The organism is Streptomyces sp. NPDC088553, assembly GCF_044752965.1.
Classification (GTDB): Bacteria; Actinomycetota; Actinomycetes; order Streptomycetales; family Streptomycetaceae; genus Streptomyces.
Genome location: NZ_JBIVMG010000001.1, coordinates 1,025,572 through 1,049,550, shown reverse-complemented (window position 1 = coordinate 1,049,550; position 23,979 = coordinate 1,025,572). Strand labels below are relative to the sequence as shown.

Sequence of the window (23,979 nt, the reverse complement as noted above, 5' to 3'; positions counted from 1 at the left end):
GACACAGACCTGAGGCCGGACCCGGGCACCGTCGCGCTGGCCGTCACCGAGGGGATGCGTCAGTTCGAACTCTCCGTGGCGTACGAGGTCTTCGGCCCGCCCCCGTCCGCCGTGACCGGCCCCTGGTACGACGTCTCCCTCTGCGGACCGTCCACCGTCCGGATCGGCCGGTTCCGACTGGAGCCCGACGGCGGCTTCGACCTGCTGGCGCGCGCGGGCACGGTGATCGTTCCCGCCCTCGCCGAGACCGACGAGGCCCCGCCCGCCGAACTGGTCGACGCCGTGCGCGCGGCCCACGAGGCGGGCGCGCGCGTGGCCTCCCTCTGCACGGGCGCGTTCGTGCTGGCCGCCGCGGGCCTGCTCGACGGACGGCGCGCGACCACCCACTGGGCCCACACCGAGGAACTCGCCTCCCGCCACCCCCGGGTGGAGGTCGACCCGGACGTGCTCTACGTGGACGACGGCCGCGTCCTCACCTCCGCGGGCAAGGCCGCCGCGATGGACCTCTGCCTGCACCTGGTCCGCCTCGACCACGGCTCGGCCGTCGCCAACACGGTCGCCCGTAGCCTGGTCGTACCCCCGCACCGCGCCGGCGGCCAGGCCCAGTTCGTCACCACCCCCGTGCCCGCGCGCGACGACCACCCGCTCGGCGATCTGCTCCCCTGGGTGATGGAGCGGCTCGACCAGCCGCTGACCGTGGACGACCTGGCCCGCCGGGCGCGGATGAGCTCGCGCAACCTGGGCCGCCACTTCCGGTCGGTGACCGGTACGACCCCGCTGCAGTGGCTGCTGACCCAGCGGATCCGCCACGCCCAGGAGTTGCTGGAGTCCACCGACGAGAGCGTCGAGGGCATCGCGACCGCCACCGGCATGGGCACCGCCACGACCCTGCGCCGGCACTTCAACCGCACCGTCGGCGTGCCCCCGGACGCCTACCGCCGCACCTTCCGCGCCCGCGCCGGCGCCGACCGTCTCATGTGACGCCCTTCAGCGGCCAGGGGATGCCCGATGGTGAGGGAGGACCGGTGTCGAGGCTGTGAGGGCAGCCGGGGCCCGGCCGCCCCTCACGGGCGCCCCCGTCGTGGGGCCGGCGTCCGTCAGGTCGCTCGGCGGCGGATCCACCAGGCGCAGAACCCGGCCAGGGCCAGGGCGAGGCCGAGATAGAGCCCGGTCTCGGCCCACTGCAGGACCCAGAAGTTCCCGGCGGGCTGGTACGTCACCTGCTGCTGGTAGCCCAGGGCGCCGAGGTCGGCGACGCAGCCGTCGACCTGCTGCAGGGTGGGCGGGCCCGACTCGGTGCGCAGGCAGTCGGCGAAGGACGACGGCACGGGGGCCGGCTGACCGGACGCGTTCAGCGTCTGCTGGGAGGTGACCCAGGATCCGGGCACTTCTTCGAGGTGCGCGATGATCTGCCTGGCACCGTCCTGGATGCTGATGGGGGCGCCGCCGGGCTCGATCGGTAGGACGGTGCGGTCCGCGGCCGCCAGGTGGGACCGGATCCAGATCGGTACGACGATCTGGACGGCGGCGTACAGGGCGAACGTGGTGGCCATCGCGGGCAGGGTGCGGCGGATGACCAGGCCGAGGGCGACGCCCAGCACGAAGGCGAAGGCGGCATGGGCCACGGGGACGACACCCCGTGCGGCGAAGGCCACGGGGTCGAGCCGCGGGAAGTACGTGTCCGTCGCGCCGCCGCCGTTGACAGCCCGGTCGAGGGGGCTGCTCCACCAGCTCACCGCGAGGCTGGTCAGTCCCGCAGCGGTCATGGCGGCCGCCGCACCGAGCCCCAGCTTGGCCGCCAGCCAGCGCGTGCGGGTGACGCCCTGGTTCCACGCGAGGTAGTGGGTACCGGTCTCCAGCTCACGGGCGATCAGCGGCGCGCCCCAGAACATCCCGACGACGGCCGGCACGGCGAGTACGACCAGCAGTCCGGCGTAGTAGAGGGACTGGTCCGAACTGGAGACCTGGTCCACCAGGCTGCTGCCCACCATGCGGTAGAGGTCGGACAGGTGCGGGCCGGTGACCGCGAGGGTGACGGCGAGGGCGGCTACCACGGCGAACACCACGGCGGCCTGGGTACGGAACTGGCGCCAGGTCAGCCAGATCATCGGAGTACCTCCAGTGCGGGCCGAGTGTCACGTACCGCGTCGGCGGGCCGGGTCATGTAGGCCAGGACGATGTCTTCCAGACCGAGCGGGCTGACGGTCCAGGACGGATCGTGGACCGCGGTGTCGGTGCGCACCAGGAGAGTGGTCTGCCGGTCGGTGTGGCTGGCGGTGACGACGTGCTGACCGCTCGGGAGCGTGTCCGGGTCCCGGCGCGGTCCGGTGAGCCGGTGGTGGCAGGCGACGAGGTCGTCGATGTCGCCGGCCACCTGCACCCGGGAGTCGACCAGGACGATGACGTAGTCGCAGGTCCGCTCCACGTCGGAGACCAGGTGGGAGGAGAGCACGACGCTCAGCTCGTGCTCGGCGACGGCCTCCATGAGGTCCTGCATGAACTCCCGTCGGGCGAGCGGGTCCAGTGCCGCGACCGGCTCGTCCAGGATGAGCAGCTCCGGGCGTTTGGCGATGCCCAGGGTGAGGGCGAGTTGCGCGCGCTGGCCGCCGGACAGCTTCCCGGCCCGCTGCTCGGGGTCCAGACCGAGGCGACGGATCCGCTCGCGCGCCACGGCTTCGTCCCAGTTCGGGTTGAGGCGCTTGCCGAGGTCGAGGTGGTCGGCGACGCTCAGTGCGGCGTAGACCGGGGTGTCCTGGGCGACGAAGCCGACCTTGGCCAGCTGCTCCACACCCGAGGCGGGGCGGCCGCCGCACACCTCGATGGTGCCGGCCGACGGGGTCAGCATGCCGGAGGCCAACTTCAACAAGGTCGACTTTCCGGCGCCGTTGGGGCCGACCAGGCCCACCACCCGGCCGGCGGGGACGTCCAGGTCGCAGTTCTGCAGCGCCCAGCGCTGCTTGTACCTCTTGCCCAGGCCCTGGGCTCGCAAGACGGCGCTCACGCCACGTCCTCTCCGGCCACGTTGCGAAACGTGTTCATGAACAACGCCTCGATGCTCTCGTCGTCGAGCCCGGCCAGCCGGGCCTTGGTCAGCCAGCGCTGCAGGTCCTTCTGGAGAGGCCCGTGTGCGGCGAGCGAGGCGTCGGCCAGGGTGCGGGTCACGAACGTGCCCACGCCGGGGCGGGCGGCCACCAGGCCGTCGTGCTCCAGCTCCCGGTACGCCTTGAGCACCGTGTTCGGGTTGACCGCCATCTGCCTCGCCACGTCCTTGACCGTCGGCAGCCGGTCTCCCTCCTTCAGCAGCCCCAGGCGCAGTGCGTGCCGAACCTGCTGGACCAGCTGCTGGTACGGGGACAAGCCGGACCGGCTGTTCAGGTGGAACTCAATCACCGGTTCCCTCCATTTATCTAGTTGCCTAGCACTATAGACCTCTAGGTCGGTCATGAGGCAAGAGTTCACCGCGGACGCCGGGCCGGCCGGCTGAGGAAAGCGAACCCGCGCGATCTCCCGGCCGGTGTATGCGAACCCGCCCGCCGGCCCGGGACGGCGGCCCGCACGAGGCCCGCACGGCGGCCCGCACGGCGGCCCGGACGGCGGCGCACACGACGGCATCGCCCCGAAGTGGTCCCCGATGGCGTGACAGAAGTGGACCTTCACCAGGGCCGCGCGCCTTCCTAGCGTCGGAGGCATGAACGTGAACGCCCTCCGCGGGGTCCTCCTCGTGACCCTCGCCTACGCCCTCGTCGGCGCCTCCTTCACCGCGAACAGCCTCCTCGGCGACTACCCGTACGCGGGCGGCCAGGCCCTGCGCTACGGCGCCGCCTGTCTGCTCCTGCTCCCGCTGCTCGGCCGCGGCGGGCTCGCCCCGCTGCGGATCCTGACCGCCCGTCACTGGCTGCGGCTCGCCACCCTCGCGGGCGTCGGCATGGTCGGCTTCAACCTGGCGGTCCTCGCCGCCGAGCGGACCGCCGAGCCGGCCGTGCCCGGCGTCCTCGTCGGCTGCGCCCCGGTCGTCGTCGCCGTCCTCGTCCCGCTGACCGAGGGCCGCAGGCCCGCCCCCGCCGTGCTGTACGGGGCACTGCTCGTCGCCACCGGTGCCTTCACCGTGCAGGGCTGGGGGCGTACGGACCTGGCCGGAATCGGCTGGTCGGTGGCCGCGCTCGCGGGCGAGGTCGGCTTCACGGTGCTGGCCGTCCCCGTCCTTCGGCTGCTCGGGCCGAAGCTGCTCACGGCGGTCGTGTGCGGGGTCGGCGCGGCCGAGGCGGCGCTCGTGGGCCTGGTCGTGGACGGGGCCGGTCTCGTCCGGATGCCGACGGCGGTGGAGACGGGCGCCCTGATCTGGCAGGCGGCGCTCGCCACCGTTGTCGGGTTCGTCCTCTTCTACATGGGTGTCCAGCGAGTCGGCATGGAGCGGGCCACCCTCTTCACCGGCGCGATCCCGGTCGCCGCCGCCCTGAGCGCCGCCCTGGTCGCGGGGGCCGCCTTCGGTCTCCCGCAGGCGGCCGGCAGCCTGCTGGTGGGGGCCGGTGCCGCCGTGGGCACCGGCCTCTTCACGCGGAGGACCCGCTGCACCTGCCCGGACTCAGGTGACGCTGCCGTCCAGGATCACGCGTGCGACGAGAGCCGGGTCGTCGTTCATGGGCACGTGACCGCAGCCGGGCAGCCGGACGAGCCGCGCGCCGGGGATGGTGTGCTTGGCGCGGACGCCCTGGCGGGGAAGCAGCAGCCGGTCGCGGGCACCCCAGGCCACCGTGACGGGCACGTCGGCGACGTCGTCGCGGAAGCGCACGCTCCCGCCGGCGGTCAGGGTCTGGCGGAACCCGCCGGCCCCGCGCAGCGCGAGCGTTTCGGCGTAGGCGGCCGCGGGTGAACGGCGCCCCGGGCGTGCGTAGATCGTGCTGGTGAGGACGGTGCGCCCGGCGTACGTCCGGGAGAGCCGGTCGATCACCGGCAGGGGCAGCGACCTCGCCGCGCCCCGCATCGCCCGCAGCGTCACGAAGGCGTACCGCCGCTCGCCCTCCGACCAGAAGCCGGCGGGGGAGAGGGCGGTGACCGAGCGCACCAGTTTCTCCCGGCCCAGCTCCAGGGCGAGCAGTCCGCCGAGCGAGTTCCCCGCCACATGGGGGCGCTCGACGCCGACGGCCTCGCAGAAGGCGGCGAGCACGGTCCCGACGGTGGACAGGTCGTACGGGCAGCCCTCGGGCAGCTCGTCGGAGTCGCCGAAACCGGGCAGGTCGACGGCGATCACGTCCCGCTCCGCGGCCAGGATGTCCAGCACCGGCTCCCAGGCCTGCCAGTGGTGCCCGATCCCGTGCAGGAGCAGCAGCGGTTCCCCCGCGCCCCGGCGTTCGTAGGTGAGGGACGCCGTGCGGGGGCCCACCGGCGTCTCGATCGTGAACGCGATCCGTTCGGGCATGCGGACTCCCTGTCCTGAAGCTTTTAGACGTCCTGTCAGCGAGAATTACCGATCAGTAGCCTGGAGTTCAAGACCCCGTCCGAAACTGGACAGCGCGACCCTGGTGGGCTGGGATGGACGGGTGCCCACCGATATTCCGACCGACACCCTGACCGAGCACTTCGAGGAGCACCGCCCGATGCTCCTCGGCGTCGCCTACCGGATGCTCGGCCGTGCCGCCGACGCGGAGGACGTCGTCCAGGAGGCCTGGCTGCGCTGGACCGCGGAGGACCGGGCCGAGGTCCGCGAGCCCCGGGCCTTCCTCGTACGGATCACGACGCGGCTCGCCATCGACCGGCTCCGGCAGGCCCAGGCGCGCCGCGAGTCCTACGTCGGCCCGTGGCTGCCCGAGCCCGTCGTCACCGACTTCGGACCGACCGCGCCCGACACCGCCGAGCGCGCCCTGCTCGCCGACTCCGTCTCGCTCGCCGTCCTCGTCGTCCTCGAATCCCTCTCCCCGCTGGAGCGGGCCGTCTTCGTGCTGCGTGAGGCCTTCGGCTTCCCGTACGCCGAGATCGCCACCGCCCTGGACCGCTCCGAGGCGGCCGTGCGCCAGCTCGCGGGGCGCGCCCGGCGTCATGTCGACGAGGGCAAGCCGCGCTACGACGTCGACCCGGCCGAGCGCCGGGACCTCACCGAGCGCTTCCTCGCCGCGGCGGCGGGCGGCGACCTCGGCGATCTCCTCGCCCTGCTCGCCCCGGACGTACGGCTCGTCGGCGACAGCGGTGGCAAGTCCAAGGCCCCGCTGCGGATCATCGAGAGCGCCGACAAGGTCGGCCGTTTCCTGCACGCCACCTCCCAGGGCGCGGGGGAGATCTTCGAGTTCCGCTTCCTGGAGCTCAACGGCGCCCCCGCCCTGCTGGCCCTCGTCGACGGCACGCCGGACTCCGTCTTCCAGATCGAGGTGCTCGACGGACGCGTCCAGTGCGTCTACATCATCCGCAACCCCGACAAGCTCCAGGCGCTCGTCGGTCTCTGACGCGCCCAGGACGCGCACGGGACGCGCCCAGGACGCGCCCCACGCGAAGAAACGGCCCGATCACGTCGATCGGCCGGAACTCCACCCCGTCTCCCCCCAGGGAGGCGGGGTGTTTTGCTGCGCGGGGCACACGGGGGCGCGAACGTCCTGTGAACGATCTAGGTCAGAGGGTCACATTCGGGGGCGTTCGACAGAGGATTGGTCTTGACCAAGGGGTGGGCTCGCCTTATGGTCGCAGAGTTAGTGCAGGAACCTTTAATAAACAAGGGCGCGGAAAAACGCCGCGGGACACGGCGAATTGCGGAGGATCAGGGTGGGGACCACGCAGCTGGCATCGGTACCGGAACCGAAGTACCAGCACCTCAAGACAGTCATCGGCGAAGCACTCGACTCGGACTTCGCGGTCGGGGAGATCCTCCCCAACGAGCGCGATCTCGCGGCACGCTTCGGCGTCGCCCGTGCCACGCTCCGCCAGGCTCTGGAGCAGCTGGAGCTCGAAGGCAGACTGCAGCGCCGTCGCGGCGTCGGCACCACCGTCGCCCCGCCGCGCGTCGGCGTCGACGTCTCCACCGCCCAGCACTCCTGGCCGGGCGTCGGTGACGACGCCTGGCAGTCCCTGGACTCCGCCGCCGACGTGGCCCCGGCCGCCGTCGCGCGCGTCCTGGAGAGCGGCGCCGAGGAGCAGGTGCACATCGTCCGCCGCATCCGCGTCAGCCAGGGCCAGCCCGTCGCCGCCGAGCTGCTCTACGTGCCCGCCGGCTCCGTCCCTGGCCTCAGCGCCATCGACGCGCCCGTCGGAACCGCCCGCGCCCGCGCGGTGCTCCGCGAACTCCAGCACCTCGCCCTCGACGGCCAGGACCGCTCCGTGGAGCTCGGCTCCGCCCGCGCCGACGACGCCAAGGAGCTCGACCGGCTGCCGGGCGCGCCCGTGCTCGTCGTGACGACCCGCTACCTCTCCGGAGGGCGTACCGCCGCCGTCTCCGTGGCCACCTACCGCGCCGACACCTGCCGCCTCACCTTCGGCGACTCGGGCGACCTGGTCATGGCCTCGTAGCGCCCTCCCGCGCACACCGAACACCGGCCGACGGCCCGTCGCGAGGATCCTCCTACCGGCGGGCCGTCACCGTGCCGTCGACCGCGAAGAGCTGCTCCTCCACGTGGTCGAGGGCGAGCCGCAGCGCACCCGTCCCCACCGCGGCCTCGCCGAGCAGCGACAGGACCACCCGCGGCGGCCGCAGACAGAACCGGGCCAGCTCCTCCCGGAGCGGCTGGAGCACGCCGTCGAGGCCGGCCGCCCAGCCGCCGACGACCACCAGCTCGGGGTCGATCGCCAGGACGAGGGCCGCCACGTCGTGCACGAGCCGCTGGATGAACCGCTCCACCGCCGCCTCCGCGCGCGCGTCGCCCTTGCGGGCCAGCGCGAAGACCTCGGCGACCGCCTGCTCGTCCAGCGGGTGCAGCGGCTCGTCCGTCGTCGACAGCAGATGTTCGGGGGTGACGCCCCGGCCGAGCAGGTGCAGGGCGCCGATCTCCCCGGCCGCCCCACCGAAACCGCGGTGCAGCCGGCCGCCGATCAGCGAACCGGCGCCCGGGCTCAGCCCGGCGAGGACGAAGACGATGTCGTCGGAGTCGGTCGCGGCACCCTTCCAGTGCTCGGCGACGGCCGCCGCGTTCGCGTCGTTCTCCACGATGACCGGGCACTTGAAGGAGCGCCGCAGCCGCTCGCCGAGCGCGAGACCCGTCCAGCCCGGCAGGGCCGTACCGAGGCGGACGGTGCCGTCGGCCTCCACGATGCCGGGGGTGCCCACGCCGACGGCCCGCAGATTGGACCGGGCGACCCCGGCCCTGCGCAGCACGTCGGCCACGACCGTACGGACCCGGTCCAGGCGCTCGTCCTCGGGGGCCGTCTCCGACACCTCGCGCGAACCGGCGCCGATGATCCGCCCGTCCAGACCGGAGAGCAGCGCGGCCACCCGGTGCGGGCCGATCTCGATGCCGAGCAGATGACCGGCCTCGGCGCGGAAGCGGAACCTCCGCGCGGGACGCCCCTGGCGCCGGGCCTCGCCCTCCTCGGGCGCCGCCTCGACGACGAGGCCGCCCTCCATGAGTCCCTCGACGACCCCTTCGACCGTGGGCCGCGAAAGGCCGGTGATCCGGGTCAGATCCGTGAGCGTCGGCGCTTCGGCGCCGCGCAGCGCATGGAGTACCACCGCGGAGTTGATCCGCCGCAGCAGAGACGGATCCCCGCCGGTCAGCCGCCCCACAGTGTGTCCTCCCAGCTCGTGCACCTCTTCGGCGGATGGTACTCAATGGGCCCGGTCGCGGCGAGTGCCGCCCCCATGACGCTTTGGATTCGCCCCGGCCCACCGGCCCCCTCGGTTTCTGACGCGGCGCCAACTGTCAGTGGTGGGGGCTTTACTGGAGCCATGACCACGGCAGACCACCTGGCGGCGATCGACTTACTCAGGGCCCGGGGATTCGACGGCGGCCCGGACCACCACCTGGCGGAGCTCGCGACCAGCGAGGACTTCTGGGAGGACGACGGCACACGCCGCCCGATCGTCGAGGACCAGTACGAAGCGGAACGGGAGGGGCTCGGCGCCCTGCTCACCGTGCGCTGGGGCGAGCCCCGGGAGCTCGATCTCGGGCTCGTCCTGGAGCGGAGCATGGAGGGCGAGTCGATACCCGAGCCCTGGTCCACCCTCAGCTGCCACACCCCGGACCTGCGCCTGTGGCGGGCCGACGGGCTGTGGATCGGACTCGGCGTCTCCCAGTGGGACAAGGAACTGCCGTTCCAGCTGCTCGCCGTGGTCACCGCGGTCGACCCGCCGTCGTGACGGCGTCACACGGCGGGCCCGGCGGTCTCCCCCTCGGCGGCCTCCCTGAGACGGGCGTACTCCGCGGCCATCGTCGCCGCCGTCCAGTGCGCGTTGAGACCGCTCGGGTTGGGCAGCGCCCAGATCCGGGTGGACCCGATCACGCGCTCCTGCGGCCCGATGGCGGCCTTCGGCTCGCCGAAGGCCGTGCGGTACGCGGTGACACCGACGACCGCGAGCCAGCGGGGCGCGAGCCGCTCCACCTTCGCGGCCAGGATCCGGCCGCCCTCGACGTACTCCTCCCGGCTCAGTTCGTCGGCCCGCGCGGTGGGCCGCGCCACCACGTTCGTGATCCCGAGGCCGTACGTCAGGAGCTCCTCCTGCTCGTCCGGCCGCAGCTGCCGCGGCGTGAACCCGGACAGGTGGAGCACCGGCCAGAAGCGGTTGCCGGGGCGGGCGAAATGGTGGCCCGTCGCCGCCGTCATGAGACCCGGGTTGATCCCGCAGAACAACACCGAGAGGCCGCCCGACACCACGTCGGGAACGACGCGGTCACGGGCGGCCTCCAGCTGCTCCTGGGTGAACCGGGGGCTCCCGGTCAGAGGATCGCCCCGGGGGCGTAGGCGGCGGCCTCCGGGTGCTGCTTGAGGATCTCCTCGATACGGGAGACCACCGCGGCGACCTGGTCGGCGGCGGCGCCGGTGAAGGACAGCTTGTCCGCCATCAGCTCGTCGAGCTGCGCGCGGTCCAGCGGGATGCGCTCGTCCGCGGCCAGCTTGTCGAGGAGCTCGTTCTGCACGGTGCCCTGCTCGCGCATGGCGAGGGCGGAGGCGACGGCGTTCTCCTTGATCGCCTCGTGGGCGACCTCGCGGCCGACACCGGCGCGCACGGCGCCCATGAGGACCTTGGTGGTCGCCAGGAAGGGCAGGTAGCGGTCGAGCTCACGGGCGACGACGGCCGGGAAGGCGCCGAACTCGTCGAGCACGGTGAGGAAGGTCTCCAGGAGGCCGTCGAGCGCGAAGAACGCGTCGGGCAGCGCGACCCGGCGGACCACCGAGCAGGAGACGTCGCCCTCGTTCCACTGGTCGCCCGCCAGCTCGCCGGTCATCGAGGCGTATCCGCGCAGGATGACCATGAGGCCGTTGACGCGCTCGCAGGAGCGGGTGTTCATCTTGTGCGGCATCGCCGAGGAGCCGACCTGGCCGGGCTTGAAGCCCTCGGTGACCAGCTCGTGGCCGGCCATCAGGCGGATGGTCTTGGCGATCGACGACGGGGCGGCGGCCAGCTGCACCAGCGAGGTGACCACGTCGTAGTCGAGCGAGCGCGGGTAGACCTGGCCGACCGAGGTGAAGGCGTGGGCGAAGCCGAGGTGACCGGCGATCCGCTGCTCCAGGTCGGCCAGCTTGCCGGCGTCGCCGCCGAGCAGGTCCAGCATGTCCTGGGCGGTGCCGACCGGGCCCTTGATGCCGCGCAGCGGGTAGCGGCCGAGCAGTTCCTCCAGGCGGGCGTACGCCACGAGCAGCTCGTCCGCCGCCGTCGCGAACCGCTTGCCGAGGGTGGTCGCCTGGGCGGCGACGTTGTGCGAGCGGCCGGCCATGACCAGCTCCGCGTACTCGGCGGAGAGCTTGCCGAGACGGCCGAGGACGGCGACCGTACGGTCCCGCATCAGCTCCAGGGAGAGCCGGATCTGCAGCTGCTCGACGTTCTCGGTGAGGTCGCGCGAGGTCATGCCCTTGTGGACGTGCTCGTGGCCGGCGAGGGCGTTGAACTCCTCGATCCGGGCCTTCACGTCGTGCCGGGTGACCTTCTCGCGCTCGGCGATGGAACCGAGGTCGACCTGGTCGAGCACGCGCTCGTAGTCGGCGAGGGCGGCGTCCGGAACCTCGATCCCGAGGTCCTTCTGCGCACGCAGCACGGCGAGCCAGAGCTGACGCTCCAGCTTCACCTTCTGCTCGGGGGACCAGAGGACGGCGAGCTCCGCGGAGGCGTAGCGGCCGGCCAGAACGTTGGGGATGCGGGGCTTCGCAGTCACAGCAGTCACGTGGACAGAGTTTACTGGCGATTTCTGCAGGCCAGCGCCACGGTCCGACCTGGAGTTTGCTACGAGACGCAGCTCACGATCGCAGCTCACGGTTCGCAGCTCACGGGCGAACCTCACGGTCGAACGGTCGCAGCTCACGGCCGCACCTCACGGCCACCGCTCCCGAACGGCGCTCCGCCGGGTCTACGGCTCCGTCGACGGCTCGTACGGCAGCAGCTCCGGGCGCTTGGGCGCGCGGCCGTCGCCCGACGAGCGGCCGGTGAGGCGCCGCCCGATCCACGGTCCCAGGTGCTCCCTGGCGAAGCGGGCGTCCGCCGCGCGGCGGCTCGCCCAGCCCGGCAGGGGGGTCGGGGGCGGTGGTGTCCGCCAGTCCGCCTCGGGCGCCAGGCCGAGCGTCTGCCACACGGCCTCGGCGACCCGCCGGTGCCCGTCGGTGGTGAGGTGGAGCCGGTCCACGTCCCACAGCCGGGGGTCGGCGAGCGAGGGGGCGCTGTACAGGTCGACGACCAGGGCCCCGTGCCGGGCGGCGAGGTCGTCGACGTGCGCGAACAGCTCCTCCATCCGGGGGCGGAAGCGCTCCAGGACCGGCCCGTTCCGGCCGGGGCTGCGCATCAGGACCAGCTGACCGCAGGACGGCGTGAGCGTCTCGACGGCCTCGGTGAGCAGTCCGCGCACCCGCCCCATGTCGACCTTGGGTCGCAGGGTGTCGTTGAGCCCGCCGACGAGCGTCACGACATCGGCCTTCATCGCGGCGGCCGTCTCGACCTGCTCCTCGACGATCTGGCCGATGAGCTTGCCGCGTACGGCGAGGTTGGCGTACCGGAAGCCAGGGGCGCGGGCGGCCAGCCGGTCCGCGAGGACGTCGGCCCAGCCCCGGTAGGAGCCGTCGGGCTTACGGTCCGACATTCCCTCGGTGAAGCTGTCGCCGAGGGCGACGAAACTGTTGTACGTGGCATTGATCTCCATGGCGGAGAGATCATACCGCGCGGTATGCGCGGCCCTCCGCCGGAGCCCTGCCCCCCCCCGTGAACGGGGGAGGGCCCCGGGAACGCGCGTTCCCGAGGCCCTCCGCCACCCGCGTCCGGCGCTACGGCGCCGCCGGGCGGCCCACCAGCTCCCGCAGCACGTCCTCCATCGTCACGAGGCCGGCCGGCTTGCCGTCCTCGTCGAGCACCGCCGCGAGATGCGTCCGGCTGCGGCGCATCGCCGTCAGCACGTCGTCCAGCGGCGTGGCCGCGCGGACCCGGGCGATCGGCCGCAGCGCGGACACCGGGAACGGCTCGTCGCGCGGCGAGACGTCCAGGGCGTCCTTGACGTGCAGATAGCCCAGGATCCTGCGCTCCTCGTCGACCACCGGGAAGCGCGAGTACCCGGTCCGCGCCGCCAGCGCCTCCAGCTCGCCCGGAGTCGTGCCGACCCGCGCGTACACGACCTTCTCGGCCGGCATCACGACATCCCGTACGGGACGGCGGCCCAGCTCCAGGGCGTCGTGCAGCCGCTCGGCCGCCCGGTCGTCGAGCAGCCCCGCGTCACCGGCGTCGGTGACCATCCGGGCCAGCTCGTCGTCCGAGAACGTCGCCGCGACCTCGTCCTTGACCTCCACCCGCAGCAGCTTGAGCAGCACGTTGGCGAAGGCGTTGATCGCGAAGATCACCGGTCGCAGCGCCCGCGCCAGCGTCACCAGCGGCGGTCCGAGCAGCAGCGCCGTACGCGTGGGCTCCGCCAGCGCGATGTTCTTCGGCACCATCTCGCCCAGCAGCATGTGCAGATACGTGGCCACGCTCAGCGCGATCACGAACGAGATCGGGTGGACCAGGCCGTGCGGCACGCCCACCGCGTCGAAGACCGGTTCGAGCAGGTGCGCGATGGCCGGCTCGGCGACGATGCCGAGCACCAGGGTGCAGAGCGTGATGCCGAGCTGCGCCGCGGCGAGCAGCGCGGAGACGTGTTCGAGGCCCCAGATGACGCTGCGCGCCCGCCGGTTCCCGTCCTCGGCCAGCGGCTCGATCTGGCTGCGGCGCACCGAGATCAGGGCGAACTCGGCGCCGACGAAGAAGGCGTTGACGACCAGGGTCAGCAGACCGATCAACAGCTGGATCACGATCATCGGCCGGCCTCCCCGGTCTCGTCCTGGTGCCCCCGCGACGCGGGCGCGTGCAGCAGCACGCGCGCGGCGCGCCGGCCCGAGGCGTCCACGACGTCGAGCCGCCAGCCGTCGAGCTCCACGCTGTCCCCGACGGCCGGGATACGGCCCAGCTCATGGGCGACGAAGCCCGCGAGCGTCTCGTACGGGCCGTCCGGCACCCGGAGGCCGATCACCTCCACCTGGTCGGTACGGGCGGCGCCGTCGGCGGACCAGAGCTCACGCCCGTCCGCGTCCTCGCCCGCCCGCGCCAGGTCCGGCGTCTCGTGCGGGTCGTGCTCGTCGCGCACCTCGCCGACGACCTCCTCGACGATGTCCTCCAGGGTGACGACCCCGGCGGTGCCGCCGTACTCGTCGATGACGACGGCCATCGTCTGCTTCCCGGACAGCCGGTCGAGCAGCCGGTCCACGGTCAGCGTCTCGGGGACGAGCAGCGGCTCGCGCAGCAGCTCGCCGATCCGGCGGTGGCGCCGCTCCTCGGCCGGTATGGCCAGGACGTCCTTGATGTGGGCGATGCCGACGACCGAGTCGAGGCTGCCCCGGTAGACGGGGAAGCGGGAGAGGCCGGTGGCCCGGGTCGCGTTGGCGACGTCCTCGGCGGTGGCCTGCACGTCGAGCGCGGTGACCTGCACGCGGGGCGTCATCACGTTCTCCGCGGTGAGCTCGGCCAGGTTGAGGGTCCGGACGAACAGCTCGGCCGTGTCCGCCTCCAGGGCGCCCTCCTTCGCGGAGTGGCGGGCGAGCGCGACCAGCTCCTGCGGGGAGCGCGCCGACGCCAGCTCCTCGGTCGGCTCCATGCCGAGACGGCGCAGGATCCGGTTCGCGGTGTTGTTGAGGTGGCTGATCAGCGGCTTGAAGGCAGCGGTGAACATCCGCTGCGGGGTGGCCACCACCTTCGCGACCGCGAGGGGCGAGGAGATCGCCCAGTTCTTGGGGACCAGCTCGCCCACCACCATCAGGACGACGGTCGACAGGGCGGTGCCCAGGACCAGCGCCACCGAGGAGGCGACCGAGGCGGAGAGGCCGAGGTCCTCGAGAGGACCCCGGATCAGCTTGGCGATCGACGGCTCGGACAGCATGCCGACGACCAGGTTGGTGACGGTGATGCCGAGCTGGGCGCCGGAGAGCTGGAAGGTCAGCGACCTGACGGCCTTGAGCGCTCCCGCCGCACCGCGCTCGCCACGCTCGGCGGCGTCCTCGAGCTCACGGCGCTCGACCGTCGTCAGCGAGAACTCGGCCGCGACGAACGCGCCGCACGCGACGGAGAGGAGGAGCGCCAGGAGGAGCAGAAGCACTTCGGTCATCGGTTCACCTCCGTCCCATGATCAGTCAGGGGGAGGGGGAATGCTCGATGTCGGCTGTCGTCGCCGGTGCTTTCGGGAGCAGTACGGAAATCAGTACTACTGGGAGGCTCGCCCATGGGCGGACGCTCACACCTTTCGGTCGTCGGGTCGTCTGAATGAGAGACCATGGTAAAGGATCGGCAAAACAGCGGGTGACCGGCCCCGGTCCGGCCGACACCGTTCAGTCCGTGAGCGGCTTCACCCAGCGGCGCCAGTGATCCTCACGACCGTACCCGGCCGCCGTCCACAGCCGCTGTCCCGTCTCGTTCGCCTCCAGGACCATGGCGTCCGCACGCCGTCCCCCTAGTGCGAGGAATCGTTCCTCGGCCGCGCGGAGCAGCGCGGTGGAGATGCCCCGGCGGCGGTACGAGGGCAGGACCGCCAGACGGTAGAGGGAGGCGCGCCAGCCGTCCCAGCCGGCGATGACGGATCCCACGATCCGGTCGTCGGCGACCGCCAGGAGGAGTGCCTCGGGATCGCGTGCGACGAGCCGGGTCACCCCGTGCACGTCGTCCGAGATCGAGGTCCCCTCGGCGGACTCCTTCCAGAAGGCCAGCACGGCCTCGGCGTCGTCGGGGGAGGCGGCACGTATCTGCAGGTCGATCATGGCCTGATCCCATCAGACGGGGCCGGGCCGTCGCCAGGATTTCCGCTCCGTGGGACGCCGAGGCTACCGCCGGGCCACGCCCAGGACACAGGGCGAGGAGGGCAGCCGCGGCCCCTTCTCCGGAACGTCGAACGCGCGGTACGGGCCCAGGACGAAGCCGGCCGCCTCGATCGCCGCGAGCGGGGCGCGGGAGGTGTGGCAGCCGCCGAAGAGCAGCGGCCAGACCGTCCGGTCGAGGCCCCGCTGCACGCGCGCGAGGCCGGGCGTGTCGGCCACGCCGTGCTCGAAGAAGCGCAGCTCGGCGCCGGGGCGCAGCACCCGGTGCAGCTCGGCGAGGGCCTGCGGGAGGTTCCGTACCGTACACAGCACGAGGGAGGCCACCCCCGCGTCGAAGGAGGCGTCCTCCAGCGGCAGCGCCTCTGCCGTGTCCGGGAGCACGGTCACCGGGACCGGGGCCCGCAGCGCGGCCTCCTGGGCCAGCCGCCGCAGCCGGGACTCCGGTTCGAGGGCCATCACCTCGGTGACGTCGGCCGGGTAGTGCGCGAAGTTCAGCCCGTTGCCCGCCCCGATCTCGATCACCCGCCCGGACAGCCCGGCGAGCAGCTCCGCCCGCAGGGCGCCGAGCCCGCCCTTGGCGTCGGCGGACACGCTGAACCGGGCGTAGAAGCGGGCGAAGAGCGGATGGTGGACGCCAGGGGCTGCGGACGAGGCGGGTGACGGAGTGTTCGGCGGTGTCATCTGAGCCTCCTCAGCCCGTCACGAAGCAGAACTCGTTGCCCTCCGGGTCGCGCATGACCTGGAAGGAGCCCTGCTCGTCCGTCACCGGCCCGCCGACCCGGGACGCGCCCGCGGCCAGTGCCTCGTCGGCGGCCAGGACCGGGTCCTCGACCTCCAGGTCGAGATGGACGCGGTTCTTCACGGCCTTGCCCTCCGGCACCCGCTGGAAGGCGAGCCGGACGAAATCCGGCGGGTCCACGTACGACCAGTCGCCGCTCCGGTCGACCGGATCACCACCGAGGAGCCCTGCCCAGAACCGGACCAGAGCGGCCGGATCGGCACAGTCGAAGACGATCTCCTGAACGTGAGCGCGCATGCCTCCAGCCTACGGAGTGAAGGCACGCGCGTCCCTCGAAACGGGGCCCCGCGTCACGCGTCACGAGGCCCCGCCGCCTGCTCCACGGGCCCCCGCGTCACGCGTCACAAGGCCCCGCCGCCTGCTCCGCGGGCCCCCGCGTCACGCCTCACGAGGCCCCGCCTCCTGCTCCGCGGACCCCGGCGTCAAGCGTCACGAGGCCCCCGCGTCCTGCCGCTACGAAGCTCCCGCGTACGGCTCCGCGAATTTCTCCCGGAACGCGTCCCCGTCCCACGTGCCGCCGAGCTCCGGCCCCAGCCACCCGCCCGCCGCCGCCCGGAACTCCGCCGGGCCCAGCGACCCCGACCCCTCCGGTACGGCTCCGAGGAGCGGCGCGTCCGCCTCCCGCGGCAGGTCCGCCAGGTTGCAGCGCATCGCCAGGTCCGGCGCGTCCGGCCAGCTGCCGATCACCACGCCCAGCTGCTCGATCCCGCGCGCCCGCAGCGCCTCCGCCGTCAGGGTCGAGGAGTTGAGCGTCCCCAGACCGGCGGGGACGACCACCAGAACGGGCGCGCCGAGCAGCGCCGCCGCGTCCGCGAGCGTGCCGCCCTCCTCGTCGAAGCGGACGAGCAGCCCGCCCGCCCCCTCCACGAGCACCAGGTCGTACTCGGCGGCCAGCCGCCGCGCGGCCTCGGCGACCTCCGCGGGCCCGACCGGGGCGAGCCCTGCCCGCCGGGCCGCCGTCCCCGGGGCCAGCGGCTCCGGGAAACGACCCAGTTCGGCCGAGCCCACCGCGCCCGAGAGCCGGACGACCTCGTCCGCGTCACCGCGCTCGTCCGGCCCGACGCCGGTCTGCGCGGGCTTGAGGACGGCGACCGTACGGCCGGCGGCGGTGGCGACGGCGGCGACGGCGGCGGTCACGACGGTCTTGCCGATCTCCGTACCCGTACCGCTGACGACGATGATTCCCACGGTTCTCCCCGTTCTCCCGTTTCCCGTTCTTCCCGTCAGCCCGCGACCGCCGCCGCGCGCACCGCGGCGCAGATGCGGGCCAGGTCCTCGTCGCCCGTCACGTACGGCGGCATCGTGTAGATCAGGTCGCGGAACGGGCGCAGCCACACGCCCGACCGGACCGCCGCCTCCGTGGCCGCGGCCATGTCGACGTCGTGGTCGAGCTGGACGACGCCGATCGCGCCGAGCACCCGCACGTCGCGCACACCGGGGAGTTCCGCGGCGGGGGCGAGCCCCTCGCGGAGTCCCGTCTCGATGCGCTTGACCTCCAGCGCCCAGTCCTGGGACATCAGCAGGTCGATCGACGCGCAGGCCACCGCGGCGGCCAGCGGATTGCCCATGAAGGTCGGCCCGTGCGCCAGGACGGGAACCTCGCCGCGCGAGATGCCCTCGGCGATCTCCGTCGTGCAGAGCGTGGCCGCCATCGACAGGTAACCGCCCGTCAGCGCCTTGCCCACACACATCACATCGGGGGAGACACCGGCCTGGCCGGCGCCGAACAGCGTGCCCGTCCGGCCGAAGCCGGTCGCGATCTCGTCGAAGATCAGGAGGACCCCGTGCTCGTCGCAGGCCTCGCGGAGGACCCGCAGGTACTCGGGCGGGTGGAACCGCATCCCGCCCGCGTTCTGCACCACCGGCTCCACGATCACCGCGGCGACCTCGTCCGCGTGGAGGGCGATCTGCTCCCGCAGCATCCGGGCGTACGACTCCTCGTACGTGACCGGCGGCGCGTCGACGAACACCTGGCGCTGGAGCACGCCCGACCACAGCTCGTGCATCCCGCCCTCGGGGTCGCACAGCGACATCGGCTGCCAGGTGTCCCCGTGGTAGCCGCCACGCCAGGTCATCAGGAGCTGCTTGCCGGGCCGGCCCACCGAGCGCCAGTACTGCAGACACATCTTGGCCGCGACCTCGACGGAGACCGAGCCGGAGTCGCTGAGGAAGACGTGCTGGAGCGGTTCCGGGGTGATCTCGACCAGACGGGTGGCGAGCCGCACGGCCGGCTCGTGGGTGAGCCCGCCGAACATGACGTGGCTCATCCGGTCCAGCTGGCTGTGCGCCGCCTCGTTGAGGACGGGGTGGTTGTAGCCGTGGAGCGCCGACCACCACGAGGACATGCCGTCGATCAACTCGGCCTGGCCGTGCACCGGTTCGGCGAGCCGGAGCCGGACGCCCGACGCGGACTCGACGACCAGCGGCTCCGTGCGTCCCGGCATGGGCCCGTACGGATGCCAGACGTGTGCCCGGTCCAGGGCGAGCAGTTCGTCGTTACGCATTCGGGGCGAGCTCCGTCCCGGCGCCGCGGCGGCGCACCGCCACGAGGTCGGGACGGGCGCCCGGCACCTCGTTCGCGGGCTCGGCGGCGGGCTCCGCCGCAGGGGCCGCCTGCGCGTGACCGCCGCACGGACCGCAGCCGCCACCGGCCGCGTCGTGCGAGCCGCAGCCCGCGCCTTCCGACGCGTCGTGCGAGCCGCATCCCGCCGACGCCTGGGAACCACAGCCGCCGCCCGCCGCGGCGAGCGCGTCCGCGCGGTGCTTCGGGAGCGTCGTCGTGCCCGCGCCCTCCACCTCGAAGCCCGCGTCCGCGATCATGTCCAGGTCGGCCTGGCCGGCCTGGCCCTCGCTCGTCAGGTAGTCGCCGAGGAAGATCGAGTTCGCGATGTTCAGCGCGAGCGGCTGCATCGAGCGCAGGTGCACCTCACGGCCGCCCGCGATCCGCACCTCGACGTCGGGGCAGACGAACCGCACCATCGCCAGGATCCGCAGACAGCGCTGCGGGGTGAGGTTCCATTCCTTGGCGAGCGGCGTCCCCTCGAAGGGAATGAGGAAGTTGACCGGCACCGAGTCCGAGTCGAGCTCGCGCAGCGCGTACACGACGTCGACGAGGTCCTCGTCGGTCTCGCCCATGCCGGCGATCAGACCCGAGCAGGCCGACAGACCGGCGGCGTGCGCCTTCTGCACGGTGTCCACCCGGTCGGCGTACGTGTGGGTCTTGGTGATTCCGGCGTACGTCGCCTCGGACGTGTTCAGGTTGTGGTTGTACGCGTCGGCGCCGGCGTCCTTGAGCCGCTCCGCCTGGCCGTCCGAGAGGAGGCCCAGACAGGCGCACACCTCGATGCCCTCGTTCTGCTCCTTGATGGCCTCGATGGTCCTGCCGACCCGCTCGACGTCCCGGTCCGTCGGACCGCGGCCGCTCGCGACCAGACACACCCGCTTGGCCCCGCCCGCGACACCCGCGGCGGCGGCCTGCGAGGCCTCGTCCGGCTTCAGCCAGGTGTACTTGAGGATCTCGGCCTTGGAGCCGAGCCGCTGCGAGCAGTACGAGCAGTCCTCGGGGCACAGGCCCGACTTCAGGTTCACCAGGTAGTTGAGCTTCACCCGGCGCCCGAACCACTGACGGCGCACCTTGCCGGCCGCCGCCACCACATCGAGCAGTTCGTCGTCGGAGGTCGCCAGGACGGCGAGCGCTTCTTCACGGGTCGGCAGCTCGCGCCGCAGCCCCTTCTCCACCAGCGTGTTCAGCAGGTCCATAAACGCTGATCCTTGCCTACCGCCCACCCCCTGGCCAAGGAGGATCCGAACAAACGCCCCCGATAGAGGTGTGTGGATGACCACATCCCGACCTCGGCATCCTCCGGTTAGGGTCTGTGCGCTGCCTACAAAAGGATCGCCGAATGCCACAGGCCGACGACGCGGGGGCCGCGGGCCCCCGCCGTACCGCGTTCGACTGGACCGACGCCGAGGCGCGCCGCCGGGCGGACGCCGGTCTCGTCCGTACGCTGCGGCCACGGGCCGCCGAGTCGGACCTGCTCGACCTGGCGGGCAACGACTACCTGGGCCTCACCCGCCGCCCGGAGGTCACCGAGGCGGCCGCCGACGCGGCGAGGCGCTGGGGCGCCGGCTCCACCGGCTCCCGGCTCGTCACCGGCACCACCCGGCTGCACACCCGGCTGGAGCGCGAGCTCGCCGAGTTCTGCGGCTTCGAGGCTGCCCTCGTCTTCTCCTCCGGCTACACCGCCAACCTGGCCGCGCTCACCGCGCTCGGCGGCCGCGACTCCCTGATCGTCTCCGACGCGTCCAACCACGCCTCGATCGTGGACGGCTGCCGCCTGGCCCGCGCCGAGACGGCCGTCGTGCCGCACACCGAACCCGAGGCCGTACGCAAGACCCTCGGCGCGCACCCCGGGCGGCGGGCCCTGGTCGTCAGCGACTCCGTGTTCTCCGTCGACGGCGACAAGGCCCCGCTGGCGGAGCTGGCGGAAGCCTGCCGCGCGCACGGCGCCGGACTCGTGGTGGACGACGCCCACGGCTTCGGTGTCCTCGGCGAAGGCGGCCGGGGCGCCCTCCACGAGGCCGGGCTCGCGGGCGACGAGGACGTCATCGCCACCCTGACCCTCTCCAAGTCCCTCGGCAGCCAGGGCGGTGCCGTCCTCGGCCCGGCCCGGGTGATCGAGCACCTGGTGAACGCGGCCCGCACCTTCATCTTCGACACCGGTCTCGCCCCGGCCGCCGCGGGCGGCGCCCTCGCGAGCCTGCGTCTGATCAGGGCCGAACCGGGCCTCGCCGAGCGGGCCCGTACCGTCGCGACCACGCTGTACCGGCTGCTCACCGAGGCCGGTCTCACGGCGGCCCGGCCCGACGCGGCCGTCGTCTCGGTGCGCGCGCCCTCGCCGGAGGCGGCCCTGGGCTGGGCTGCGGACTGCCGGGAACAGGGGCTGGCGGTCGGCTGCTTCCGGCCCCCGTCGGTCCCCGACGGCATCTCACGGCTGCGGCTCACGGCCCGCGCCGATCTGACCGACGCGCAGATCGAGCACGCGGTACGGACGATCCTGCGCACCGCTCCCGCGGCCGGGTAGGACGCCAAGAGCGTTTCCGGGCCCCAGAGTTCACCGCTTCGGGCGACAGATGGGGACATATCTTGGTGGAACGCCGCACGGCGCGGCACGATCGGTGGCACTCTGACGCGAAGCGCAATCCGGGGCGGTGGCCCCGGTGGGAAAGGGACAGCGTCGTCATGGCAGATCACCAGGAAGCATCCGTCACGCTGCCGAGCGATCCCGCCTCGGTCCCCACAGCACGTCGGTACGTCGCGGACGTCCTCATGGGCTGGGGTCTGGACGACGCCGCGGAGATCGCGGACTCGATCCGGCTGATCGTCTCCGAACTGGCCACCAACGCCGTTCTGCACACGCTCGGGCAGTCGCCCACCTTCACGGTCGACGTCCGTCTGGAGCGCGACGAGCGGCTCCACATCGGCGTCACCGACAGTCATCCGCGCCGGCCGCGCCGCCTCCCGGCGGCGGTCCAGCAGGACAACGGCCGCGGCATGGTCATCATCCGCGTCCTGGCCGCGGAAGCCGGCGGCCGTCTGTCGGTCACGCCGACCGAGGACGGCGGCAAGACGGTCTGGATCACTCTGCCGTGGACCGTGGCCCCCATGGCGAGCTGTTAGGTCCCGTGCTGTCGGTCAGGGGTACGGCGGCGCCACCGCACCCCCCCCACGGACGAACCGCTACCGCCGCCTGATCAGCGGACGCGGCCGTAGTAGACCTTCGACGACCAGATCTTGTCGAGCTTCACCCATGAACCCGTCTTGGGCGAGTGCCAGATCTTGCCGCTCCCGGCGTAGATGCCCACGTGGTACACCCTCCCGCCGGAGTGGAAGAAGACCAGGTCCCCCTTCTGCCTGGTGGAGGCGGAGATGTGCCGGGTCTTGTTGTACTGCTGCTGCGCGGTGCGGGGCAGCGACTTGCCCGCCTGCTTGTACGCGTAGAGCGTCAGACCGGAGCAGTCGAACCTGGAGGGTCCGGTGCTCCCGTACCGGTACGGAGCTCCCTTCTTGGACGCGGCGACGCTCAGTGCCTTGTTCGCGTGCGTGGTGGCTGCCTGGGCCTCCGCCGCCGCACCGGGTGCGAACAGCGTGCCGCCGACGGCGGCGAGGGTGAGAGCCGAGACGGCTCCGGCCCGGGACAGCAGGGACGGGACGTGCATCTGCGCAGTCATGCGCAACCCTTCGTCAGCCGCCTGCGAAGGATGACCTGTCGGGTTCGGGCTGGCGAAGATGCCCGGCCGCTGACGCGGCTTCACCCCAAGGGACGGCCTCGCTGCCGGAACAGCGCGTACGCCCCGTAAAAATCGGGTCCTCCACTCCTGCCGATCCAATCCTGTCGACCAGACGTCCGGGACAGCGGCAGGACTCGGCGTCCGCCCGGACCGCCCCGCCGCGGTGGCGGGGGCTTGTCGTCGACAGGGATCTTGACCCACACACAGGTCGAAATCCGAGCTGAAACGGCGATATGTGAGGCTCCTCACGACTGATCCATACGGGTGGACAGGGAGCCTTTGCGATCTTCGGAGGTGTGGCCTACGAGCCTCGCACCAGCGGTGGAACACCCCATTCCGCCAGATGTGTACACCTGTTGCGCAACTCACCCGGCACATATGTCGACTCGTCGACTACGCCGAACGGGGGAGCGATTCTGCGGTGCGCGTCGGCCGTCCGGACCTCGACACGACACGCGGATATGTCAACTCGCCCGGGTGCGCGGGACGGTGACGCGGTCCGCGCGGCGCTCACCGTCCAACACCCTGAGGGCGCGCGCCAATGTGTCCGCGTGCACCTCGTTCTCGCCCCGCATATGCATGAGCGTCAGGGCTTGGAGGAGTGCCTCCGCCCGCCCTACCAGGGCTTGTGCCGCACGCAACGCGCCATAGGTATGCGGGCCTCTGGATGGATTGATCTTTCCGAGGAGGTCGACGACTTCGAGGTAGGCGTCGACGAGTTCACTCTCGGCGCGGGTCAGGGCGGGCAGCGGAGGCAGCTCGGGAACCACGGCCGGCTCACCCCGCCGTGCCGCCGGCGCCCGCGCGCCGGTTCGTGATCACGTGGTCCACCAGGCCGTACGCGACCGCCGCCGGCGCGTCCAGGACCGTGAGGCGGTCGAGGTCGGCGTCGACGCGCTCCCGGTCCCGCCCCGTGTGCTCGGCGAGCATCCCCGCCATCAGCGCGCGGAGGCGGAGCAGTTCACGGGCGTGGATGTCGAGATCGCTCGGCTGGCCCTGGAGCGGCTCGTCCATGGCGGGCTGACGCAGTGTGACCCGGGCGCCCGGGAGCATCATGCGCTTGCCCGGGGTGCCGGCGGAGAGCAGCACGGCGGCGGTGGAGACGGCCTGGCCCAGGCAGGTGGTCTCCACGTCGCAGTGGAGCGAGCGCATCGTGTCGTAGATCGCGGTCATGGCGCTGATCGAGCCGCCGGGGGAGTTGATGTAGAGCGAGACGTCCTGTTCGGGGCCCGCGTGGTCCAGATACAGGAACTGGGCGATGACGTCGTTGGCCGACGTCTCGTCGATCGGCGTCCCGAGGAAGACGATCCGGTTCGAGAGGAGCTTCGAGTAGGGGTCGAGGGTCCGGGTTCCGTAGCTGGTGCGCTCCGTGAACTCGGGCAGGACGTGGCGAGCATCCATGGTGGGTACCTCCATCTGTAAAAAATGTACAGGACGTACAGCCCGTA

The 23,979-nt window shown here is 72.5% G+C and carries 25 protein-coding genes, 1 pseudogene and 1 riboswitch; of the genes and pseudogenes, 7 read left to right on the top strand and 19 right to left on the bottom strand.

From position 1 onward, the window contains the following. Window positions 1-54 precede the first annotated feature (54 nt). Entirely contained in the window at window positions 55-981 is a 927-nt protein-coding gene (locus ACIP8Z_RS04675; protein ID WP_402078937.1) for a helix-turn-helix domain-containing protein, read from the top strand. Window positions 982-1,097: 116 nt separating this feature from the next. Here the strand turns inward: ACIP8Z_RS04675 and ACIP8Z_RS04670 are convergent, their stop codons facing one another. The 3 genes from ACIP8Z_RS04670 to ACIP8Z_RS04660 are packed head-to-tail and all read right to left on the bottom strand — an operon-like array spanning window position 1,098 to window position 3,444. Beyond that, window positions 1,098-2,108, bottom strand: coding sequence for a transporter (locus tag ACIP8Z_RS04670; RefSeq protein ID WP_402078629.1), 1,011 nt, complete (start codon window positions 2,106-2,108; stop codon window positions 1,098-1,100). Next, window positions 2,105-3,001, bottom strand: coding sequence for an ABC transporter ATP-binding protein (locus ACIP8Z_RS04665; RefSeq protein ID WP_402078626.1), 897 nt, complete (start codon window positions 2,999-3,001; stop codon window positions 2,105-2,107). The genes ACIP8Z_RS04670 and ACIP8Z_RS04665 overlap by 4 nt, the downstream gene beginning before the upstream one ends. Then, entirely contained in the window at window positions 2,998-3,444 is a 447-nt protein-coding gene (locus ACIP8Z_RS04660; RefSeq protein WP_402078623.1) for a GntR family transcriptional regulator, read from the bottom strand. The genes ACIP8Z_RS04665 and ACIP8Z_RS04660 overlap by 4 nt, the downstream gene beginning before the upstream one ends. Window positions 3,445-3,688: 244 nt before the next feature. On the opposite strand from ACIP8Z_RS04660, the pseudogene ACIP8Z_RS04655 reads away from it, so the two are divergent. Next, window positions 3,689-4,525: pseudogene (locus tag ACIP8Z_RS04655) on the top strand (EamA family transporter); the annotation flags it as partial. Between the two features lie 57 nt (window positions 4,526-4,582). Here the strand turns inward: ACIP8Z_RS04655 and ACIP8Z_RS04650 are convergent. Next, window positions 4,583-5,416: an alpha/beta fold hydrolase gene (locus ACIP8Z_RS04650; protein ID WP_402078620.1), complete on the bottom strand. Its 834-nt coding sequence runs from the start codon at window positions 5,414-5,416 to the stop codon at window positions 4,583-4,585. Window positions 5,417-5,549: 133 nt separating this feature from the next. Between ACIP8Z_RS04650 and ACIP8Z_RS04645 the strand changes: the two genes are divergently transcribed. Further along, window positions 5,550-6,434, top strand: a complete 885-nt coding sequence (locus ACIP8Z_RS04645; protein ID WP_402078934.1) for an RNA polymerase sigma-70 factor — start codon at window positions 5,550-5,552, stop codon at window positions 6,432-6,434. A 313-nt stretch (window positions 6,435-6,747) separates the two neighbouring features. Further along, a complete protein-coding gene (locus ACIP8Z_RS04640) occupies window positions 6,748-7,488 on the top strand; it encodes a GntR family transcriptional regulator (RefSeq protein WP_402078618.1) in 741 nt (246 codons plus the stop codon). Window positions 7,489-7,540: 52 nt separating this feature from the next. Here the strand turns inward: ACIP8Z_RS04640 and ACIP8Z_RS04635 are convergent, their stop codons facing one another. Next, window positions 7,541-8,698 carry an ROK family transcriptional regulator gene (locus ACIP8Z_RS04635; RefSeq protein WP_030316649.1) on the bottom strand — a complete coding sequence of 386 codons (1,158 nt, stop codon included), beginning with the start codon at window positions 8,696-8,698 and terminating at the stop codon, window positions 7,541-7,543. 162 nt (window positions 8,699-8,860) lie between these two features. Between ACIP8Z_RS04635 and ACIP8Z_RS04630 the strand changes: the two genes are divergently transcribed. After that, the gene (locus tag ACIP8Z_RS04630; protein ID WP_402078616.1) at window positions 8,861-9,271 is read left to right on the top strand and encodes a hypothetical protein; all 411 of its coding nucleotides are present in this window, start codon (window positions 8,861-8,863) and stop codon (window positions 9,269-9,271) included. A gap of 5 nt (window positions 9,272-9,276) precedes the next feature. On the opposite strand, the gene mug is transcribed toward ACIP8Z_RS04630, so the two are convergent. From mug to bioB, 11 genes are all read right to left on the bottom strand, one after another. Beyond that, window positions 9,277-9,786, bottom strand: coding sequence for a G/U mismatch-specific DNA glycosylase (gene mug, locus ACIP8Z_RS04625; protein WP_402078613.1), 510 nt, complete (start codon window positions 9,784-9,786; stop codon window positions 9,277-9,279). A 62-nt stretch (window positions 9,787-9,848) separates the two neighbouring features. After that, window positions 9,849-11,291 (bottom strand): adenylosuccinate lyase, encoded by a 1,443-nt coding sequence (gene purB, locus ACIP8Z_RS04620; protein ID WP_319311596.1) that lies wholly within the window; start codon window positions 11,289-11,291, stop codon window positions 9,849-9,851. A 183-nt stretch (window positions 11,292-11,474) separates the two neighbouring features. Beyond that, the gene (locus ACIP8Z_RS04615) at window positions 11,475-12,257 is read right to left on the bottom strand and encodes an SGNH/GDSL hydrolase family protein (protein WP_402078610.1); all 783 of its coding nucleotides are present in this window, start codon (window positions 12,255-12,257) and stop codon (window positions 11,475-11,477) included. Between the two features lie 121 nt (window positions 12,258-12,378). After that, entirely contained in the window at window positions 12,379-13,398 is a 1,020-nt protein-coding gene (locus tag ACIP8Z_RS04610; protein ID WP_402078607.1) for a hemolysin family protein, read from the bottom strand. Beyond that, window positions 13,395-14,738, bottom strand: coding sequence for a hemolysin family protein (locus tag ACIP8Z_RS04605; protein WP_402078606.1), 1,344 nt, complete (start codon window positions 14,736-14,738; stop codon window positions 13,395-13,397). Before ACIP8Z_RS04605 ends, ACIP8Z_RS04610 begins: the two co-directional genes overlap by 4 nt. A gap of 220 nt (window positions 14,739-14,958) precedes the next feature. Then, window positions 14,959-15,384, bottom strand: coding sequence for a GNAT family N-acetyltransferase (locus tag ACIP8Z_RS04600; protein ID WP_402078604.1), 426 nt, complete (start codon window positions 15,382-15,384; stop codon window positions 14,959-14,961). Window positions 15,385-15,447: 63 nt separating this feature from the next. Continuing rightward, on the bottom strand, window positions 15,448-16,122 hold the full coding sequence (locus ACIP8Z_RS04595) for a class I SAM-dependent methyltransferase (protein WP_402078602.1): 675 nt from the start codon (window positions 16,120-16,122) through the stop codon (window positions 15,448-15,450). Between the two features lie 10 nt (window positions 16,123-16,132). Then, a complete protein-coding gene (locus ACIP8Z_RS04590; RefSeq protein ID WP_402078599.1) occupies window positions 16,133-16,477 on the bottom strand; it encodes a VOC family protein in 345 nt (114 codons plus the stop codon). A 216-nt stretch (window positions 16,478-16,693) separates the two neighbouring features. Next, window positions 16,694-17,428 (bottom strand): dethiobiotin synthase, encoded by a 735-nt coding sequence (gene bioD / locus ACIP8Z_RS04585; RefSeq protein ID WP_402078596.1) that lies wholly within the window; start codon window positions 17,426-17,428, stop codon window positions 16,694-16,696. A gap of 35 nt (window positions 17,429-17,463) precedes the next feature. After that, complete coding sequence (locus ACIP8Z_RS04580; protein WP_402078594.1) at window positions 17,464-18,744, bottom strand: adenosylmethionine--8-amino-7-oxononanoate transaminase; 1,281 nt, start codon at window positions 18,742-18,744, stop codon at window positions 17,464-17,466. Then, complete coding sequence (bioB, locus tag ACIP8Z_RS04575) at window positions 18,737-19,999, bottom strand: biotin synthase BioB (RefSeq protein WP_402078591.1); 1,263 nt, start codon at window positions 19,997-19,999, stop codon at window positions 18,737-18,739. Before bioB ends, ACIP8Z_RS04580 begins: the two co-directional genes overlap by 8 nt. 143 nt (window positions 20,000-20,142) lie before the next feature. Here bioB and ACIP8Z_RS04570 point away from each other — a divergent pair, with 143 nt between their 5' ends. Further along, a complete protein-coding gene (locus ACIP8Z_RS04570) occupies window positions 20,143-21,324 on the top strand; it encodes an 8-amino-7-oxononanoate synthase (protein ID WP_402078588.1) in 1,182 nt (393 codons plus the stop codon). A gap of 158 nt (window positions 21,325-21,482) precedes the next feature. Beyond that, a complete protein-coding gene (locus ACIP8Z_RS04565) occupies window positions 21,483-21,920 on the top strand; it encodes an ATP-binding protein (RefSeq protein WP_402078585.1) in 438 nt (145 codons plus the stop codon). Between the two features lie 74 nt (window positions 21,921-21,994). Here ACIP8Z_RS04565 and ACIP8Z_RS04560 read toward each other — a convergent pair whose 3' ends face one another. The 3 genes from ACIP8Z_RS04560 to ACIP8Z_RS04550 all read right to left on the bottom strand — a co-directional run bounded on the left by ACIP8Z_RS04560 (window position 21,995) and on the right by ACIP8Z_RS04550 (window position 23,932). Continuing rightward, a complete protein-coding gene (locus ACIP8Z_RS04560) occupies window positions 21,995-22,471 on the bottom strand; it encodes a C40 family peptidase (RefSeq protein WP_319311666.1) in 477 nt (158 codons plus the stop codon). A gap of 3 nt (window positions 22,472-22,474) precedes the next feature. After that, window positions 22,475-22,681, bottom strand: a riboswitch (cyclic di-AMP (ydaO/yuaA leader). A 314-nt stretch (window positions 22,682-22,995) separates the two neighbouring features. Next, window positions 22,996-23,301: a hypothetical protein gene (locus ACIP8Z_RS04555; RefSeq protein WP_402078582.1), complete on the bottom strand. Its 306-nt coding sequence runs from the start codon at window positions 23,299-23,301 to the stop codon at window positions 22,996-22,998. Window positions 23,302-23,308: 7 nt separating this feature from the next. After that, window positions 23,309-23,932 carry a ClpP family protease gene (locus tag ACIP8Z_RS04550; protein ID WP_402078580.1) on the bottom strand — a complete coding sequence of 208 codons (624 nt, stop codon included), beginning with the start codon at window positions 23,930-23,932 and terminating at the stop codon, window positions 23,309-23,311. Window positions 23,933-23,979: the final 47 nt, after the last annotated feature.